This window comes from Mycolicibacterium rutilum (assembly GCF_900108565.1).
In the GTDB taxonomy this organism is placed as follows: domain Bacteria; phylum Actinomycetota; class Actinomycetes; order Mycobacteriales; family Mycobacteriaceae; genus Mycobacterium; species Mycobacterium rutilum.
This window is the reverse complement of the sequence record NZ_LT629971.1, coordinates 5,703,644-5,722,196: the sequence shown is the minus strand read 5'-3', so window position 1 is coordinate 5,722,196 and position 18,553 is coordinate 5,703,644. Positions and strand designations below refer to the sequence as shown.

Genomic DNA, 18,553 nt, shown 5'->3' with positions numbered 1-18,553 from the left:
TCGGTCGTCGTCACGCGAGCTGTGCCTGGGTGTAGTAGCCCGACTCGACGAGGACCTTCTCGTAGTTGCTCTTGTCGACGCTGACCGGCTCGAGCAGGTAGGCCGGAACCACCTTGACCCCGTTGTCGTAGGTCGTTGTGTCGTTGGTCTCCGGGGTGCCGCCCGTCAGCAGCGAATCGGCCATCTGCACAGCGGCTTTCGCCAGCTCGCGGGTGTCCTTGAACACCGTCTGGGTCTGCTCACCGGCGATGATCGACTTGACCGAGGCGAGTTCGGCGTCCTGGCCGGTGACGATCGGCAGCGGGTTGGCGGGCGTGCCGTAGCCGGCGCTCTTCAACGCGGAGATGATGCCGACCGACATCCCGTCGTAGGGCGACAGCACGGCGTCCACCCGGCCGGTGGTGTAGCTGCGGCTGAGCAGGTTGTCCATCCGGGACTGCGCCAGCCCGCCGTCCCAGCGCAGGGTGGCGGCCTGGTCGAAGGCCGTCTGCCCGCTCTTGACGACCAGCTTGCCATTGTCGATGTAGGGCTGCAGCACGCTCATCGCCCCGTTGAAGAAGAACGTCGAGTTGTTGTCGTCGGGGGAGCCGGCGAACAGTTCGATGTTGAACGGACCCTTGCCGTCGGCCACGCCGAGCTTGTCGACGATGTAGTTCGCCTGCAGCACACCGACTTTGAAATTGTCGAACGTCGCGTAGTAGTCGACGTTGTCCGAGCCGCGGATCAACCGGTCGTAGCTGACGACGGGGATGTTGGCATCGGCGGCGCGGGAGAGGATGTCGGTGAGCGAGGAACCGTCGATCGGCGCGATCACCAGCACTTTGACACCCTTGGTGATCATGTTCTCGATCTGGGACACCTGGTTCTGCACGACGTCGTCGCCGTACTGCAGGTCGGTGTCGTAGCCGAGATCCTGGAACTGCTTGGCCATGTTGTCGCCGTCGGCGACCCACCGTTCGGAGGACTTCGTGGGCATCGAGATTCCAACGGTGCCCGTGCGGTCACCGCCGCCGTCGGACGCCTCGGGCGAGGTGGACCGGCCACAGCCCGCGCTCGTCAGGGCCGCCGCCACGGCGAGCGCGCCCACGACGCGGACAAAGGATTTGCGCATGAAAAGTCCCTTCGGTGTGATGCTGCTTCAGTCGCGGACACGGGGCTGAGCCGCCGTGATGTGAGCGTTAACATCCAGATGATGTGACTGCCATCACGCTTTGTCAAGCCCCCGCCCAGCATCGATGTGAGCGCTAACAAAACCATTGACACAGTGAAAATGTGAGCGTTAACATCCACTCGGTGTAACGCCGGTCACATCGGCACTTGTCGCCAAAGATCCGTCACAGACGGGCTTGACCTCGAAAAACGATTCCGAAGGAGCTGTCGTGAATAGAGTTCTCACCGCGATGCTGGGCATCGCGACGGCGGGTGTGCTCGCCGCCTGTGGCAGCGGGCCCGCCGGGCAGTCGGGCGATGCCGCGGGCGGCGAACAGATCACGATGGGTTTCTCCCAGGTCGGCGCCGAGAGCGGGTGGCGGACCGCGAACACCACCTCTATTCAGGACGCCGCCAAGGAGGCCGGGGTCGACCTGAAATTCTCCGACGCCAACGGCAAACAGGAGAACCAGATCTCCGCGATCCGCTCGTTCATCCAGCAGCGCGTCGACGTGATCGCGTTCAGCCCGGTCGTGCGCACGGGATGGGACGCCGTGCTGCTGGAAGCCAAGAACGCCGGCATCCCGGTCATCCTCACCGACCGCGCGGTCGACACCTCCGAACCCGACGTCTACAAGACGTTCATCGGTGCTGACTTCGTCCAGGAGGGCCAGTGGGCCGGCGACTGGGTCGTCAAGGAGTTCGCCGCGGCGCCCGGCCCGGTGAACATCGTGCAACTCGAGGGCACCACCGGTTCCGATCCCGCGCTGGAACGCACCAGCGGATTCGCCAAGGCCATCGGCGTGAACCCCAACCTCAAGGTGATCGCCTCGCAGACAGGCGATTTCACCCGGTCGGGCGGTAAGCAGGTGATGGAGGCGTTCCTCAAGGCGCACCCGGACATCGACGTGGTGTTCGCCCAGAACGACGACATGGGACTCGGCGCCGTCGAGGCCATCGAGGCGGCGGGCAAGAAGCCCGGTACCGACATCAAGATCGTCGCGATCGACGCCACCCACGACGGCATGCAGGCGACCGCCGACGGCAAGTTCAACTTCCTCGTCGAATGTAACCCACTGCTCGGCCCGCAACTGATGGACATCGCCAAGAAGGTCGTCGCAGGCGAGAGCGTGCCGAATCGCATCGTCACCCCGGACCAGACCTTCGACCAGGCGCAGGCGGCCGCGGCCCTTCCCGAGCGCAAGTACTGAGCCGCGGCGAAGGAACTTCGATGAACGCACCACCGGCCGTGGTGGACATGCGGGACGTCACCGTCGACTTCCCTGGAGTCAGAGCGCTCGACGGGGTCGACTTTCGCCTGCTGCCCGGCGAGATCCACGCCCTGATGGGAGAGAACGGGGCGGGCAAGTCGACGTTGATCAAGGCGCTCACCGGCGTCTACGGCGTCGACGCGGGGACCATCACGGTCGGCGGTGTCGAACAGCGGTTCACCAGCCCGCGCCAGGCGCAGGACGCCGGCATCAGCACCGTGTACCAGGAGGTCAACCTGTGCACGAATCTGACTGTGGCCGAGAACATCCTGCTGGGACGTGAACCGCGCCGGCTGGGCCGCATCGACCACCGGGCGATGAACCGGCGCGCCGCCGAACTGCTCGGCGGGCTCGACCTCGCCATCGAACCCACCTCCACCCTCGGTGACCATCCGATCGCGCTGCAGCAACTGGTCGCGATCGCGCGGGCCACCGCGGTTCAGGCGCGGGTGCTGATCCTCGACGAGCCCACCTCCAGCCTCGACGCCGACGAGGTGGCGGAGTTGTTCCGCGTGATGCGCCGGCTCCGCGACGGCGGTACCGCCGTCTTGTTCGTCTCGCACTTCCTCGACCAGGTCTACGAGATCTCCGACCGGATGACCGTGCTGCGCAACGGGCGACGGGTCGGGGAGTACCTCACCGCCGAGCTGGATCGGGTCCAGCTGGTCGCAGCGATGCTCGGCCACGAGCTGGGCCTGCTCGAGGAGATCGGGGAAGCCAAGGCCGAGAGCGCAGACGACCGCGCGGCCGCCACCGGACTCCACACCGAGGAGACCGTGCTCAGCGCCCGCGGGCTCGGCCGCGCGCCCGTCGTCCATCCGACAGACCTCGACATCCACCGCGGCGAGGTCGTGGGCCTGGCCGGGCTGCTCGGTTCGGGCCGAACGGAATTGGCGCGACTGCTGTTCGGCGCCGACCGCGCATCGAGCGGGACGACGACCGTCAAGGGCACCGACGTCCACCTGCGGTCGCCTCGGGCCGCGATCGCCAAGGGCATCGCCTTCTCCTCCGAGGATCGCAAGGGGCAGGGCATCATCGGCGACCTGACCGTGCGCGACAACCTGGTGCTCGCCCTGCAGGCCCGCCGCGGGTTCGCGCGCCCCCTGTCGGCGAAGGCCAAGGACGATTTGGTCGCGCGCTACCTGGACGCCCTCGACATCCGGCCGCGAGATCCCGATGCGCTGGTGAAGAACCTCAGCGGCGGCAATCAGCAGAAGGTGCTGCTCGCGCGCTGGCTGATCACCGAGCCGCAGTTGTTCATCCTCGACGAGCCGACGCGCGGCATCGACGTCGGCGCGAAGGCGCAGATCCAGAAACTCGTCGCCGATCTGGCCGTCGACGGTATGGGCGTGGTCTTCATCTCCGCCGAGCTCGACGAGGTGGTCCGGATCAGCGACCGGATCGCGGTGCTGCGCGACGGGCACTGCATCGCCACCGTCGGGTCGGAATGCAGCGTGCGGGAACTGACCTCGCTGATCGCCGGCGGGGCGGACCGATGAGAACGAAGCTGGCCTCGTCGCCGCTGCTGTGGCCGGCGCTGGCGTTGCTGGCGCTGCTGGTCGTCAATGTCATTCTGACGCCGAACTTTCTGAGCATCCGCGTGCAGGACGGCCACCTGTTCGGCAGCCTGATCGACGTCCTGCGCAACGGCGCACCGACCATGCTGGTCGCGCTCGGCATGACGCTGGTGATCGCGTCGCGCGGCATCGACCTGTCCGTCGGCGCCGTGGTCGCCGTCAGCGGTGCCCTGGCGTGCGCGCACATCGCCGCGTCGGCCGACCCCGCGAATGCCGGCACCGTGATCACCGCGATGGGCATCGCCCTCGGCGTCGCAGTCGGTCTGGGGCTGTGGAACGGCATGCTGGTATCGGTCTTCGGAGTGCAGCCCATCATCGCGACCCTCGTGCTGATGACCGCCGGTCGGGGCATCGCGCTGTTCATCACCGACGGCCAGATCGTGACGACCGCCAGCGCACCGTTCAAGGTGCTGGGCGCGGGCTACGCCCTCGGCCTGCCCGTCGCGATCCTGGTCAGCCTGACGGTGTTCGCGCTGGTGGGTCTGCTCACCCGACGCACCGCGCTGGGCATGCTGTTGGAGTCGGTCGGGGTCAACCCGGAGGCCAGCAGGCTCGCCGGCGTCCGGCACCGGTCGATCGTCTTCGTGGTCTACGTATTCAGCGCGCTGTGCGCGGGCGTCGCCGGGCTGATGATCGCGTCGAACATCTCCGCCGCCGACGCCAACAACGCCGGGCTGTGGATCGAGATGGACGCCATCCTCGCCGTGGTGATCGGCGGAACCTCGTTGCTCGGTGGACGTTTCAGCCTCACCGGCACCATCCTCGGTGCGCTGATCATCCAGACGCTGACGACGACGGTCTACACCGCGGGCATCACGCCGGAGACCACGCTGGTGTTCAAGGCGCTCGTCGTCATCGCGGTGTGCCTGCTGCAGTCGCCGGCCTTCCGCGCCCGGATGCGGGGTCGCCGAAGCCCACGTAAAGCCAGGCCGGCACCCACGACCGCACCACGGGACGCCGTGCAACCGTTGGCGATGGTGACGAAATGACCACAGCCACCGTGACCCGGCCCCGTACCGTGGCCGCCGAGGTCGTCAAGCGCGTGAAGGGACGCTACCTGTCACCGCTGGCCTCGCTGGCGCTGCTGGTCGTGATGTTCGTCGCCGTCGTCGCGCGCTACGATTTCGCCAGCCCCGCGCAGGTGTTCCTGAACCTGTTCGTGGACAACGCCTATCTGATCGTGCTGGCCGTCGGCATGACGTTCGTGATCGTGACCGGCGGCATCGACCTGTCCGTCGGCTCGGTGGTGGCGCTGTCCACCGTGATCGTGGCCAGCGCGCTCCAGGCCTCCTGGCCGATGCCCCTGGCAGTGGGAACTGTGCTCGTCGTCGGACCGCTGCTCGGGTTGCTGATGGGTCTGGTCATCGAGTACTTCGACGTCCAGCCGTTCATCGTCACCCTCGCGGGCATGTTCCTGGCCCGCGGGCTGTGCTACGTCATCAGCGTCGACACGCTGCCGATCAAAGATCCCGTCCTGCGCGTGATCGGACTGAACTACGTGTACCTCTACGAGGACAAGTTCATCCGGTGGACGGTCGTCATCGCGGCGGTCGTGGTGGTCGCCGCCGTCTACATCCTGCACATGACCCGGTTCGGCCGCACCGTGTACGCGGTCGGGGGCAACCGGCAGTCGGCACAACTGATGGGGCTCAACGCCTCCGGGGCGCGGGTGGGGGTGTACGCGATCAGCGGATTCTGCGCGGCGCTCGCGGGTCTGCTGCTGGCCGTGCAGAAACTGTCCGGCTACAGCCTCAACGGCATCGGTCTGGAACTCGACGCCATCGCCGCTGCGGTGATCGGCGGCGTGCTGCTCTCCGGCGGAGTGGGTTTCGTCCTCGGCTCGGTCATCGGTGTGCTGGTGCTCGGCACGATACAAACATTCGTGACCGCGGAGAACCTGGACTCGTACTGGACCCGGATCATGACCGGTGCGCTGTTCCTGGTCTTCGTGCTCGTGCAGCGACTAGTAGTCAGGAAGCCCGGATGAGCACTCAATCGAACCCCCCGATGTCGGCGAAACCGGTGATGGCCGACGTCGCGCGCCTCGCGGGTGTCAGCCACCAGACGGTTTCGCGTGTCATCAACGGCTCACCGAGCATCCGCCCCGCCACCAAGGCCCGCGTCGAGCAGGCCATCGAGGAACTCGGCTACCGGCCCAACACGGCGGCGCGCGCGCTGGTGACCCGGCGCTCAGGGATCGTCGGGATCATCGGATCCAACAGCGGACTGTACGGGCCCACCAGCATCCAACGGTCCGTGCAGGAGGCCGCCCGCGCGGCCGGGTACTTCTCCAGCCTGGTGCCGCTGGCCGAGGTCACCGCCGACGAACTTCGCAGTGCGCTCGACCATCTCACGCGCCAGTCCGTGGAGGCGATCGTGATGATCGTCGGTCAGGAGGACGCTCTCGAGGTCGTGCACTCGGCCAGCGCCGGGGTGCCGCTGATCGTCGTCGAGGGCGACCTCTCGGGCCAGGGCCTCACCGTCGGCGTCGACCAGATCAAGGGCGCACACCTGGCCACCCGGCACCTCGTCGACCTCGGGCACCGCGACATCGACCACGTGGCGGGTCCGCTGACCTACACCGAGGCCAAGGGCCGCCGCACCGGGTACGAGGCGACCATGCGCGACGCCGGACTGGTGCCGGGCGAGCTGTGGGAGGGGGACTGGACCCCGGGCAGCGGCTACCGGATCGGCCGCGAACTGGTCCGAAAAGCAAGTTCGACAGCGGTATTCGTGGCCAACGACCAGATGGCCATCGGGGTGATGCACGCGTTCGCGGAGGCGAAGGTACGGGTCCCCGACGACGTCAGCATCGTCGGCTTCGACGACATCCCGGAGTCCGGTTACCTCAACCCCGCGCTCACCACGGTCAAACAGGACTTCCGGGTCCTCGGTCAGCGCGCGATCGAACTGGTCGCCAGATCCTTGGAGGGCACCCCGGCCAACGTGCCGCTCCTCGCCCCCGAACTGATCATCCGTGCCAGCACGGCACCGCCACAGGAGGCTTGATGAGCGACGAGATATACACCGTGGGAGTCGATTTCGGCACGTTGTCCGGCCGGGCGCTGGTGGTGCGCGTGCGCGATGGCCACGAACTGGCCAGCGCCGAGCACGTCTACACCCACGCCGTGGTGACCGACACGCTGCCCGGCAGCACCGTCCGGCTCCCGTCGCAGTGGGCGTTGCAGGTCCCGTCCGACTACGTGGACGTGCTGCGCACCGCGGTGCCCGAGGCGGTCGCCAAGGCGGGCATCGATCCGGCTGACGTCGTCGGCATCGGCACCGACTTCACCGCCTGCACCATGGTGCCCGTGCGGGCGGACGGCACCCCGCTGTGCGAACTCGACGGTTTCGCCGACCGCCCGCACGCTTACGCCAAGCTGTGGCGACACCATTCACCGCAGCCGCAGGCCGACCGCATCAACGCCGTTGCCGCACAACGGCAGGAGAGCTGGCTGCCGCGGTACGGCGGGTTGATCTCCAGCGAGTGGGAGTTCGCGAAGGCGCTCGAGATCTTCGACGAGGACCCCGGTGTGTACGAGGCGATGGACCGCTTCGTCGAAGCGGCCGACTGGATCGTGTGGCAGCTGACGGGTGAGTACCTGCGCAACGCGTGCACCGCCGGCTACAAGGGCATCCGGCAGGACGGCCGTTACCCGTCACGCGAGTTCCTCGCCGAGGTGCGACCCGGCTTCGCCGACTTCGTCACCGAGAAGCTCGATCACCGGATCGGCCGCCTCGGCCAGCGGGCCGGCGAGCTCACCGCGCAGGCGGCGGCGTGGACGGGACTGTCGGAGGGCATCGCGGTCTGCGTCGGCAACGTGGACGCGCACGTCACCGTCGCCGCGGCCGACGCGCTCGAGCCCGGGCAGCTGGTCGCCATCATGGGGACCTCGACGTGCCACGTGATGAACTCCGACGTGCTGCGCGACGTCCCCGGCATGTGCGGGGTGGTCCGCGACGGGATCAGCGACGGCAGTTGGGGATACGAGGCCGGCCAGTCCGGCGTCGGTGACATCTTCGGCTGGTTCGTGGACAACTGCGTCCCGGAGAGCTACCACGTCGAGGCGCGGCGGCGCGGCCTGTCGCTGCACGACCACCTCACCGAGCTGGCGAGCGAGCAGCGCGTCGGCGAGCACGGCCTCGTCGCGCTGGACTGGCACAGCGGCAACCGCTCGGTGCTGGTCGACCACGAGCTGTCCGGGGTGATGATCGGCCAGACGCTGGAGACCACCTGTGTCGACATGTACCGGGCGTTGTTGGAGGCCACCGCATTCGGGACCCGGATGATCGTGGAGACGTTCGTCGCCAGCGGTGTGCCGGTCACCGAACTGGTGGTCGCGGGCGGGCTGCTCAAGAACCGCCTGCTCATGCAGATCTACGCCGACGCCGTCGGGCTCCCGCTGTCGATCGTCCCGTCGGCCCAGGCGCCCGCGCTCGGTTCGGCGATCCACGCCGCCACGGCCGCAGGCGTCTACGACGACGTTCCCGCGGCCGCCGCCCGGATGGGTCGCCGCACCCGCAACGCCTACCGGCCGATCCCCGAGAACGCCGCAGCCTACGACCGGCTCTACCGCGAATACGTCGCGGCCTACGAGTGGTTCGGCCGCGGCAACGACATGATGCGCCGGCTGCGCCGCATCGGAGCACAAGAGACGTTGGGAGCCACCGCATGACCATCACCTCCGAGGTCGGCAACGTCATCGCCGAGATGCGCCGACAGGTGTGCGAGTTGCACACCCACCTGACCCAGTACGAGTTGGTCATCTGGACCGCGGGCAACGTCTCGGCGCGGGTGCCGGGCCGCGAGCTCATGGTGATCAAACCCTCAGGCGCCGAGTACGATTCGCTGACACCCGCCGACATGGTGGTCTGTGACCTGTACGGCAACCTCGTCGACGGGAACCTGAACCCGTCCTCGGACACCGCCGCGCACGCCTACGTCTACCGGCACATGCCCGAGGTCGGCGGCGTCGTGCACACCCACTCCACCTACGCCACCGCGTGGGCGGCGCGCGGTGAGCCGATCCCGTGCGTGCTGACGATGATCGCCGACGAGTTCGGCGGCGACATTCCCGTCGGCCCGTTCGCGCTGATCGGCGACGACTCCATCGGCCGCGGCATCGTGGAGACGTTGCGGGACAGCAGATCTCCCGCCGTGCTGATGCGCAACCACGGACCGTTCACCATCGGGCGCACAGCCCGCGACGCGGTCAAGGCCGCGGTGATGGTGGAGGACGTCGCACGCACCGTGCACATCAGCCGTCAACTCGGGACCGCGCCACCCTTGGACCCCGCCGACGTCACCGCGCTGTTCGAGCGCTACCAGAACGTGTACGGCCAGACCGCACCGTCCGACATCCAGGAGACCCAGCGATGATCGCATCGCGCCTCGTCACCAGCCAGGTGTGGCTGATCACGGGCAGCCAGCACCTGTACGGGCCCGACATCCTCGACCAGGTCGCCGACCAGTCGCGGCAGATCGCCGAGCGACTCGATGCCAGCAGCGAGGTGCCGGTCGAGGTGCAGTGGCGTCCGGTGGTCACCGACGCCGATCAGATCGCCCGGGTGCTCGCCGAGGCCAACGCCTCTGCCGAGTGCATCGGCGTGATCGCCTGGATGCACACCTTCTCGCCGGCGAAGATGTGGATCCGCGGGCTCAAGACGCTGCGCAAGCCGCTGCTGCACCTGCACACCCAGTTCGGCGTCGAGTTGCCCTGGGACAGCATCGACATGGACTTCATGAACCTCAACCAGGCCGCACACGGCGACCGGGAGTTCGGATACATCCAGTCGCGGTTGTCGCAGCCGCGCAAGACCATCGCCGGCCACGTCGACCACCCCGAGACACGACGCCGCATCGGATCGTGGGTGCGGGCCGCACTCGGCAACGCCGAACTGTCCACGCTCAAGGTGGCGCGCTTCGGCGACAACATGCGCGGTGTGGCGGTCACCGAGGGCGACAAGGTGGAAGCCGAGGCGCACTTCGGGGTTTCGGTCAACACCTACGGCGTCAACGATCTGGTCGACGTCGTCGAGCGGGTCCGGCCCGCCGACATCGACAAGCTGGTCCGCGAGTACGAACACACCTACCGGTTGGCGGACGAACTGCGTGCCGGCGGCGACCGGCACACGTCGCTGCGCGACGGCGCACAGATCGAGCTTGGGCTGCGAAGGTTTCTGCAGGACGGCGGCTTTCACGCGTTCACCACGAACTTCGAGGACCTCGGCGGGCTGCGCCAGCTCCCCGGGCTGGCCGTGCAGCGGCTGATGGCCGACGGCTACGGGTTCGGCGGGGAAGGCGACTGGAAGACCGCGCTGATGCTGCGCACGGTGAAGGTGATGGCCGAGGGTCTGCCCGGCGGCACGTCGTTCATGGAGGACTACACCTACGACCTGACGCCGGGCCAGGAGCGCATCCTGGGCGCGCACATGCTCGAGGTGTGCCCCAGCATCGCGGCCGCCACACCGACCCTGGAGGTCCATCCGCTGTCCATCGGCGACCGCGACGACCCGGTGCGGTTGCGCTTCACCGCGGCGCCCTCGGACGCCGTGGTCATCGGGATCTGCGACATGGGTGCCCGATTCCGATTGGTGGCCAACGAGGTTCGTGTCGTCGAACCGACGACCGACCTGCCCATGCTGCCCGTGGCCTGCGCGGTGTGGGAGCCGCTGCCGTCGTGGTCCGCCTCGGCGGAGGCGTGGCTGATGGCCGGTGCGCCGCACCACACGGTGCTGACCACAGCACTGAGCACCGAGACGATCGACGACTTCGCCGCGATGACCGGCACCGAGCTGCTCGTCATCGACGCGGGCACCACGACGCGCGGATTCGCCAACGAACTCAAGTGGAACGCGGTGTACCACCATGTCGCCGCCGGTCTGTGAGCATGCTCGCGGCACGGCTGCACGGCGTCGGGGACCTGCGGGTCGCCACCGAACCCGGGCCGGGTGAACCGCCGCCGGGGTGGTCGCTGGTCGAGGTGACCTCGGTGGGCATCTGCGGGTCCGACCTGCACTGGTTCAGCGACGGCGGCATCGGCGAGAACCGGATCGAGCGTCCGGTGGTGCCGGGGCACGAGTTCGCCGCGGTCGCGGTGACCGGGCCGTACGCCGGCCGCCGGGTCGCCGTCGACCCGGCGATCCCCTGCCAGCACTGCGAGAGGTGCCTGGCGGGTGACCACAACCTCTGTCCCACAGTGCAGTTCGCCGGGCACGGCACATTGGACGGGGCGCTGCAGGAGTACCTGGTGTGGCCGGATCGGCTGCTGCACCCGCTGCCCGACGACCTCAGCGACGACGCCGGCGCACTGCTGGAACCGCTCGGCGTGGCGATCCATGCGGTCGGCGTGAGCCACCTGAAGCCCGATTCGGACGTGCTGGTGGTCGGGGCGGGGCCGATCGGACAACTCGTCGTGCAGGTGGCCCGCACCCAGGGCGCCGCCAGGGTGTTCGCGGTCGAACCGCTGGCCCACCGGCGGGCCGCGACGCTCGACGCCGGCGCCGACGCGGTGTGGTCACCCGACGAGGGCGCCGACGCCGTGCTGGACGCGACCGGCGGCCGGGGCGTCGACGTCGTCATCGAGGTGGCGGGCACCGACAGCGCCATCGGGATCGCGGTGGCCGCCAGCCGTCCCGGCGCCCGCGTGGCACTCGCGGGTATCCCCTCGGAGGAGTCGTCGTCGTTTCCGGCGGCGGTGGCGCGCCGCAAGGGCCTGACGTTCGCGATGGTGCGCCGGATGAACGACACCTATCCGCGGGCAATCGCGATGGCGCTCAACGGAATCGACCTCGACGCGTTGGTGACGGACCGCTACGCGCTCACCGACGCGGTCAAGGCGTTCACGGCCGCGGCCGAGCGCCGGGGCGGCAAGGTCGTCGTTGAAATCTCCCCGGTCAGATCTTCCCACCGGGGAACATCGTCTTGACCGCCTGGGTGATGGTGGCACGCGCGGCGGCCTCACCGACGGGTTGCAGCGAGCTGATCACCATCACGTAGCGGCGGTCGGCGCCGATCACGCCGGTCGACACATGCAGCTGGTTGCCGCCGTTCCAGCAGCAGAACCAGCCCTGCTTGACCGCGACCGGTTCGGCGAAAAGCCCGTCGGGGATGCCGAACCGCTGCGGATAGCCGTCGAGCCCGGTCGGCGTGAACCGGGCGATGTTGTCGAGGATGACGTCGGCCTGTTCGGGCGGCAGGCCGCCGCTACCGCTGAGCAGCTTGTCGTAGTAGCGCACGAGATCGCTGGCGGTGCTCGTCGTGACATCCCAGTGCCCGTTCCATGGTGCCGTCGTGCCGGTCAGCCCGTAGCGCGCCACGATGCGAGCGATGACGGCGTTGCCGCCGCTGCGGTCCCAGAACGTCTGCGCCGCGCTGTCATCGGACGAGCGCAGCATGACGTCGAGCGCCTTGCGGTCGTCGGGGGACAGTTCGGTCTCGCCCTGCGACGCCTGCAGCAGCAGATCGTCGGCGATGAACAGCTTGGCCACGGACGCGATCGGGAACGCGGAATCGGGTTGGTGGGCGACGCTCTGTCCGGTGTCGCGGTCGAGCACCATCGTGGTGACGTCGGCGCCGGCCGCGGCCGCCTCGTCCATGGCCTGGCGGAGACGGGGGTCCAGGCCTGCCAGCCCCGCCGTGGGCTCGGGCGGCGCCTGCGGCACCGCGGACGGCGTGGCCTGCGGGGCGGAGACGGTCGCCTGCGCGGAATCGGCAGACGGCGGCGCACCCCAGACCTGCGCCTCGCACCCGTTGACCAGCAGCGCGACGCCGGCGAGCGCCATCATCGTCATCGCCCGTTTCGCCAGTCGCCGACGCATACGTCTCCTTCGAGCAGATCCTGTAGCCGGCTCAGGTCACGCCGGACCTACCGGGTACCCAGCCTAACCGGCTCGAACCGCCATGTCGGCGGACGCTGCGTCAGGCCGCGCGCGCGGACCAGTCCGACGTGCGCGCGCGGGTGGCGGCGGCGAGCGCCTTACGGGTGTTCTCGGCGTCGAAGTCCTTGCCGTACACCGGTGTTCCGGGCTGTTGACGCCAGGATTCGGCGAGCGGCCCGGCGTCGACGGGGTCGAACCCGAGTTGGTCGACGAGCTCGTGGACGAGGTCGCGGCCTGCTCCGTCCGCCCCGGCGACGGGCAGGGCGATGCGGTTGGGCGTACCGGTCGGGGTGCCCTTCTCGAGGAGGTTCTTCCACCAGATCCCGTTGAACACCTTGTACACCGGCGCACCGATCTGCTCGGCGACCCACTCGCTCTCGGTCAGGCCGTCCTCGATGCCGGCGATCTCGCCGTCGCGCTGGTGCGGGTAGTAGTTGTTGGTCTCGATGACCGGCGCACCCGGCCTGCGGGCATCGACGATGCCGTCGGCGAGGTCGGGGACCTTCTTCTGCGGGATGCTGATGATGACGAGGTCGGCGTCGGTGGCGGCGTCGGCGGCCCAGACGGCCGTCGCCCCGGTCTCGGCGGCGAGGTCGGCCAACGACTCCGGCGACCGCGAGTTCGACACCCTCACCTCGTGCCCGAGTTCGCGCAGCCTGCGCGTCAGTGTGCCGCCGATCTGCCCTGCTCCGATGATGCCGATCCTCATGCGTCGCCTCCGTGGTGTCGGTTACCGTCCGCGCAACGTCGGCCACCGCGCGGCTATTCCGTGTGAATCCGCTATGAGTTCCGGCCACGCGGTGCCGGCTGTTCCTAGCGTGGCGTTCGTGACCATCGAGACCACCGCCCCGCACGACCCCGGAACGCCGTTCACCCTCACCCGGCGCACGTTCGTCGGCACATCCGTCGCGATCGGCGGCACCGTGGCCGCTGCGACGCTGCTGCCGGGCTGCTCGCGCGAAGCCCCGCCGGACGAATCCTCGACATCGGTGGTCCGGCTGCGGATCAACGGGCAGGAACGCGAGCTCACCGTCGACAACCGGACCTCGCTGCTGGACATGCTGCGCGAACGTGCCGAGTTGCCCGGCACCAAGAAAGGCTGCGACCAGGGGGCGTGCGGTACGTGCACGATCCTGTTGGACGGTGCGCGGGTGAACTCCTGCCTCACGCTGGCGGTCATGCACGACGGCGCCGACATCCTGACCGTCGAGGGCCTGGAGCACAACGGCCGTCTGCATCCGCTGCAGCAGGCGTTCATCGACCACGACGGTCTGCAGTGCGGATTCTGCACACCGGGCCAGATCATGTCGGGCATCGGCTGTATTCAGGAGGGCCACAACGGTTCTCCCGAGGAGATCCGGGAGTGGATGAGCGGCAACATCTGCCGGTGCGGGGCGTACAGCAACATCGTGGCGGCCGTCGCCAGTGTGCGGGAGGCGTGACCGTGTATACCTTCACCTTCACCAAGGCCGAGGACGAACCGGCTGCGCTCGCCGCAGGTGCGACGGGGGCGCGTTACATCGCCGGCGGAACGACGCTGATCGACCTCATGCGCGAGACCGTGGAACGGCCCGAGCGGGTCGTCGACATCAACGCCCTGCCGTACCGCGACATCGACGTGCAACCGAACCGGCTGCGAGTCGGTGCGTTGGTGCGGATGACCGACCTGGCGGCGGATCCTGGTGTTCGCGAACGCTTTCCGGTCATCACGCAGGCGTTGGAGGCGAGTGCCTCGGCGCAACTGCGCAACATGGCGTCGATCGGCGGCAACCTGCTGCAGCGACCCCGGTGCCTGTACTTCCGCGATGTGAGCGCGGCGTGCAACCGGCGCAGCCCGGGCGCCGGATGCTCGGCCGTCGGCGGGCGGAACCGGACGCACGCCATCCTCGGCACCAGCGACGCGTGCGTCGCGACGCACCCGTCGGACCTGGCGGTGGCGCTGACCGCGCTCGACGCGGTGCTCATCATCCGCGGACCGGACGGTGAGGCGACGATGCCGCTGGCAGACTTCTACCGCCGGCCCGGCGACACACCCGATCGCGAAAACAACCTCGGCGCAGGGGAACTCATCACCGCTGTCGAGGTGCCGATCGCCGAGGCGCGGCGCTCCGGATATCTGAAGGTCCGCGACCGGGCGTCATACGAGTTCGCCCTGACCTCGGCCGCGGTCGCGCTGGACGTCCGCAACGGGCGGGTCCGCAGCGCGCGCGTCGCCGCCGGTGGTGTGGGCACCGTGCCGTGGCGCCTACCCGCCGTCGAGCGGGCACTCGTCGGCCGGCCGCCGAGCTCCGAGACCTGGCGGGCGGCCGCGGCGCTGGCCGCCGAAGGTGCCCGTCCGCTGTCGGAGAACGGCTTCAAGGTCCGGCTGCTGCAGCGCACCGTCGAACGCCAGCTCGCGACCGTGGCGGGGCTGTCATGACCTCGCCGATGGCGGTACCGCGGTTCAGCGGGCGGCCGGTCACCCGCGTCGACGGACGCCTCAAGGTCACCGGGCAGGCCACCTACGCGGCCGACAACCCGGTACCCGACGCTGTGCACGCGGTGCTGGTGTGCAGCACCGTCGCTCGCGGCGGTGTCACCGGCGTGGACACCGCCGCGGCGCAGCGGCACACGGACGTCGTGCGGGTGCTGACCGAATTCCGCGGTGTGACACTGCCCTTCGAGCCGCGCACGATCACGTCCTTCGGACAGCCGGTCGCCGTCGTCGTCGCCGAAACGCTCGAAGCGGCGGCACACGCCGCCACCCTGGTCGAGGTGCGCTACGACGCCGCGGATCCGCTGACCGACGTCGACGCGCCGCAGGCCCAGGCCGAGCCGGGCCGCACCGCACGCACTACCGACTACGCGCGCGGCGACGCCGACGCAGCGCTGCGCGGCGCCGAGGTCAGTACCGACCTGCGGTTCACCCTGGCCAGGAACAACCACAACCCGATGGAGCTGCCGTCGACGATCGCCCGCTGGGACGGTGAGCACCTGACCGTCTGGGACAAGGTACAGGGCATAACGTGGTCACAGGAGGCCTACGCGGAGGCATTCGGCCTCTCCGCAGACCAGGTGCACGTCCTCTCGCCGTTCGTCGGGGGTGCGTTCGGCGGGGCGGGCAGGACCTGGCCGCACGGGCTGCTCGCGGCGTACGCAGCGCGCGAACTCGGCCGACCGGTGAAGGTCACTCTGACGCGTCGACAGTTCTACACCACCGTCGGCTACCGGCCGACGAGCCGGCAGCGGCTGGCGATCGGCGCTGACCGCTCCGGGCGCATCACCGGCGTCATTCACGAAGGCCGCGTGGAGAAGTCACGCCACGACGGCTACGAGGACAACGTCACCGGTGTGCCGCGGTTCATGTACTCGGCGCCCCACCTGCGGTCGACGTACCGGACGGTGCCGCTCGACGTGAACCCGCCGACCTTCACCCGCGCGCCGGGAACGGTCAGCGGGGTGTTCGCCCTCGAGAGCGCCCTCGACGACCTGGCGTTCCGGCTCGGCATGGATCCGATCGAGTTGCGCGCCCGCAACGAGCCCCGCCGCGACGAGTCCACGGATCTGCCGTTCTCGACACGCCGGCTCACCGAGTGCTTCGCGCAGGGCGCCGACACCTTCGGCTGGTCGCGGCGCAACGCCACGCCCCGGGCGGTGCGGGAGGGCAACCTGCTGGTGGGGTTCGGCACCGCCGCGGCGGTCTACCACGCCAACGCCGTCGCCTCCGCGGCGTCGGTGCGGATCAACCGCGACGGCACCGCCGACGTCCAGACCGGCAGCATCGACATGGGTCCCGGCACCTACACCGCGATGACGCAGGTGGCCGCCGACGCCCTCGGCCTGCCGCTGAACCGGGTGCGGTTCGCGCTCGGCGATTCCCGGATGCCGCAGGCACCCGTGCACAGCGCCTCTCAGACGATGGCCAGCGTCGGCTCGGGAGTGTTGCACGCCGCGAACCTGTTGCGGGACCGGTTCATTCGTACCGCGGTCGTCGATCCCGGGTCGCCGCTGGCCGGGCTGCGTCCCGACGAGGTCACCGTCGCCGACGGGCGGATGACTGCATCGGGAGGGCGCGGCGAGTCGTACCAGGACCTGCTGCGCAGACGCGGCTGGGGTCCGCTCGACGCCACCCAGACGTGGTCGCCGGACGAGGCCGAGCAGGACGCGTACGCGATGCATTCCTACGGCGCGGTGTTCGCCGAGGTCACCGTCGACGAGCAGCTGGGCCTGACCCGGGTGCGCCGGATGTACGCCGTGTACGACGCGGGCCGCATCATCAACCCGCTGCTCGCACACAGCCAAGCCATCGGCGGCATGGTGGGCGGCATCGGGATGGCGCTGCTGGAGTCGACCGACCTCGATCACCGCGACGGGCGGATCGTCAACGCCAACATGTCCGACTACCTGGTGCCGGTCAACGCCGACATCGGGGACCTGGACGCGGCGTTCCTACCCGGCGAGGACATGCTGCTCAGCCCGCTGGGGGTGAAGGGGCTCGCGGAGCTGGTGTTCGTCGGGGTCCCCGCTGCGATCGCCAACGCGGTGTTCAACGCCACGGGCCGACGCGTCACCGACCTGCCCATCACCCTCGACACGTTGATCTGACACGCGATTTCGACGCCAGGGTCGTGATTTCCGAGATTTCGCAGCCCTCACGTAGAACTCGGCGAAGGGGGCGTCAAGCGGTTGACGCCCGGACCACCAGCTCCGGTTGGTACACGATGTGCTGGGGTTCGTCGTGTTCGGCCGCCGCGGCGAGCAGATCGATTGCGGCGGTGCCGATCTGGGTGCTGGGCTGGCGAATCGACGTCAGCGGCACCACCGCGGAGCGCGCGAAGTCGATGTCGTCGTAACCGATCAGCGCGATGTCGCGCGGCACCTGGACATCGCCCATCAGGGTCAGCGCCTGCAGCACGCCGATCGCGAGGAGGTCGTTGGCGCAGAACACCGCGTCCGGACGGTCCTCGGGACGCCGGGCCCGCAGCTGCTCTCCGACGGTGCGGCCGGCGAGCACGCTGAGCTCGGCGGTGTCGACGACCTCGAGCGTCACCCCGGGGTGCTCGGCGACCGCTGCCTGCGCACCCTGGAGCCGGTCGCTCACCTGGCGCAGCGTGCGCGGTCCGCCGACGAAGGCCAGGCGGCGCCTGCCGGTGGAGCAGAGGTGGTCGGCGGCGAGCCGGCCGCCGGCGACGTCGTCGACGGCCACCGAGGAGAACGGTGTGCCGGTCGCGTCGCGGTCGACCAGGACCACCGGGGTGCCGCGGGACTGCAGGGTCAGCATCCGGGACAGGTCGTCGCTGACGGGCGAGACGAGCAGGCCGAACACCCGCTGCTCGTCGAAGGCGTCGATGTACGAGCGTTCCCGCGCGGCGTCGTCGTCGGACGTCCCGAACAACACCGTCAGATCCAGTTGCGCGGCACGGCGTTCCGCTCCGCGCGCGACGTCGGTGAAGAACGGGTTGCCGATGTCGAGCACGATCAGCGCAACGCAGCGGGAGCGGTTCGCCTTGAGCTGCCGGGCCGCGTCGTTGCGGACGAAGCCCAGCTTGTCGATCGCGGCGTGTACGCGTTCGACGGTGGCCGGCGCAACCTTGTGCGGCGCGTTGAGCACGTTGGACACCGTGCCGACGGATACCGACGCGGCCGCCGCCACGTCACGGATCCCCGCTGCCATCGGCGTCACCCCTGTTCCTGCGC

General features: G+C 69.2%; 16 protein-coding genes. 12 read left to right on the top strand and 4 right to left on the bottom strand.

Annotated elements, in window-relative coordinates; all coding sequences use genetic code 11:
• Positions 1 to 10 precede the first annotated feature (10 nt).
• Positions 11 to 1,111 (bottom strand): multiple monosaccharide ABC transporter substrate-binding protein, encoded by a 1,101-nt coding sequence (gene chvE, locus BLW81_RS27855; protein WP_083410005.1) that lies wholly within the window; start codon positions 1,109 to 1,111, stop codon positions 11 to 13.
• Between the two features lie 268 nt (positions 1,112 to 1,379).
• Here chvE and BLW81_RS27850 point away from each other — a divergent pair, with 268 nt between their 5' ends.
• The 9 genes from BLW81_RS27850 to BLW81_RS27810 are packed head-to-tail and all read left to right on the top strand — an operon-like array spanning position 1,380 to position 11,925.
• Positions 1,380 to 2,360 (top strand): ABC transporter substrate-binding protein, encoded by a 981-nt coding sequence (locus BLW81_RS27850; RefSeq protein WP_083410004.1) that lies wholly within the window; start codon positions 1,380 to 1,382, stop codon positions 2,358 to 2,360.
• Positions 2,361 to 2,380: 20 nt separating this feature from the next.
• A complete protein-coding gene (locus tag BLW81_RS27845; RefSeq protein WP_083410003.1) occupies positions 2,381 to 3,919 on the top strand; it encodes a sugar ABC transporter ATP-binding protein in 1,539 nt (512 codons plus the stop codon).
• The gene (locus BLW81_RS27840) at positions 3,916 to 4,986 is read left to right on the top strand and encodes an ABC transporter permease (protein WP_083410002.1); all 1,071 of its coding nucleotides are present in this window, start codon (positions 3,916 to 3,918) and stop codon (positions 4,984 to 4,986) included. The genes BLW81_RS27845 and BLW81_RS27840 overlap by 4 nt, the downstream gene beginning before the upstream one ends.
• Positions 4,983 to 5,984 (top strand): ABC transporter permease subunit, encoded by a 1,002-nt coding sequence (locus tag BLW81_RS27835; protein ID WP_083410001.1) that lies wholly within the window; start codon positions 4,983 to 4,985, stop codon positions 5,982 to 5,984. The genes BLW81_RS27840 and BLW81_RS27835 overlap by 4 nt, the downstream gene beginning before the upstream one ends.
• Positions 5,981 to 7,006 (top strand): LacI family DNA-binding transcriptional regulator, encoded by a 1,026-nt coding sequence (locus BLW81_RS27830; protein ID WP_157897858.1) that lies wholly within the window; start codon positions 5,981 to 5,983, stop codon positions 7,004 to 7,006. Before BLW81_RS27835 ends, BLW81_RS27830 begins: the two co-directional genes overlap by 4 nt.
• On the top strand, positions 7,006 to 8,673 hold the full coding sequence (araB, locus tag BLW81_RS27825) for a ribulokinase (protein WP_083409999.1): 1,668 nt from the start codon (positions 7,006 to 7,008) through the stop codon (positions 8,671 to 8,673). Before BLW81_RS27830 ends, araB begins: the two co-directional genes overlap by 1 nt.
• Positions 8,670 to 9,377: an L-ribulose-5-phosphate 4-epimerase gene (locus BLW81_RS27820; protein ID WP_083409998.1), complete on the top strand. Its 708-nt coding sequence runs from the start codon at positions 8,670 to 8,672 to the stop codon at positions 9,375 to 9,377. Before araB ends, BLW81_RS27820 begins: the two co-directional genes overlap by 4 nt.
• On the top strand, positions 9,374 to 10,885 hold the full coding sequence (araA, locus tag BLW81_RS27815; protein WP_083409997.1) for an L-arabinose isomerase: 1,512 nt from the start codon (positions 9,374 to 9,376) through the stop codon (positions 10,883 to 10,885). The genes BLW81_RS27820 and araA overlap by 4 nt, the downstream gene beginning before the upstream one ends.
• Positions 10,886 to 10,887: 2 nt before the next feature.
• Positions 10,888 to 11,925: a zinc-dependent alcohol dehydrogenase gene (locus tag BLW81_RS27810; protein ID WP_083409996.1), complete on the top strand. Its 1,038-nt coding sequence runs from the start codon at positions 10,888 to 10,890 to the stop codon at positions 11,923 to 11,925.
• Here BLW81_RS27810 and BLW81_RS27805 read toward each other — a convergent pair.
• Together BLW81_RS27805 and BLW81_RS27800 are read right to left on the bottom strand one after the other, a co-directional pair.
• A complete protein-coding gene (locus BLW81_RS27805; protein WP_083409995.1) occupies positions 11,894 to 12,817 on the bottom strand; it encodes a serine hydrolase in 924 nt (307 codons plus the stop codon). The two genes, BLW81_RS27810 and BLW81_RS27805, sit on opposite strands and share 32 nt — an antisense overlap.
• A gap of 100 nt (positions 12,818 to 12,917) precedes the next feature.
• Positions 12,918 to 13,586, bottom strand: coding sequence for an NADPH-dependent F420 reductase (locus BLW81_RS27800; RefSeq protein ID WP_083409994.1), 669 nt, complete (start codon positions 13,584 to 13,586; stop codon positions 12,918 to 12,920).
• A gap of 124 nt (positions 13,587 to 13,710) precedes the next feature.
• Between BLW81_RS27800 and BLW81_RS27795 the strand changes: the two genes are divergently transcribed.
• The 3 genes from BLW81_RS27795 to BLW81_RS27785 are packed head-to-tail and all read left to right on the top strand — an operon-like array spanning position 13,711 to position 17,461.
• Positions 13,711 to 14,319: a (2Fe-2S)-binding protein gene (locus tag BLW81_RS27795; protein ID WP_407662365.1), complete on the top strand. Its 609-nt coding sequence runs from the start codon at positions 13,711 to 13,713 to the stop codon at positions 14,317 to 14,319.
• Between the two features lie 2 nt (positions 14,320 to 14,321).
• The gene (locus BLW81_RS27790) at positions 14,322 to 15,296 is read left to right on the top strand and encodes an FAD binding domain-containing protein (RefSeq protein ID WP_083410869.1); all 975 of its coding nucleotides are present in this window, start codon (positions 14,322 to 14,324) and stop codon (positions 15,294 to 15,296) included.
• Entirely contained in the window at positions 15,293 to 17,461 is a 2,169-nt protein-coding gene (locus tag BLW81_RS27785) for a xanthine dehydrogenase family protein molybdopterin-binding subunit (RefSeq protein ID WP_083409993.1), read from the top strand. Before BLW81_RS27790 ends, BLW81_RS27785 begins: the two co-directional genes overlap by 4 nt.
• A gap of 73 nt (positions 17,462 to 17,534) precedes the next feature.
• On the opposite strand, the gene BLW81_RS27780 is transcribed toward BLW81_RS27785, so the two are convergent.
• Positions 17,535 to 18,530, bottom strand: a complete 996-nt coding sequence (locus tag BLW81_RS27780) for a LacI family DNA-binding transcriptional regulator (protein WP_083409992.1) — start codon at positions 18,528 to 18,530, stop codon at positions 17,535 to 17,537.
• Between the last annotated feature and the right edge of the window lie 23 nt (positions 18,531 to 18,553).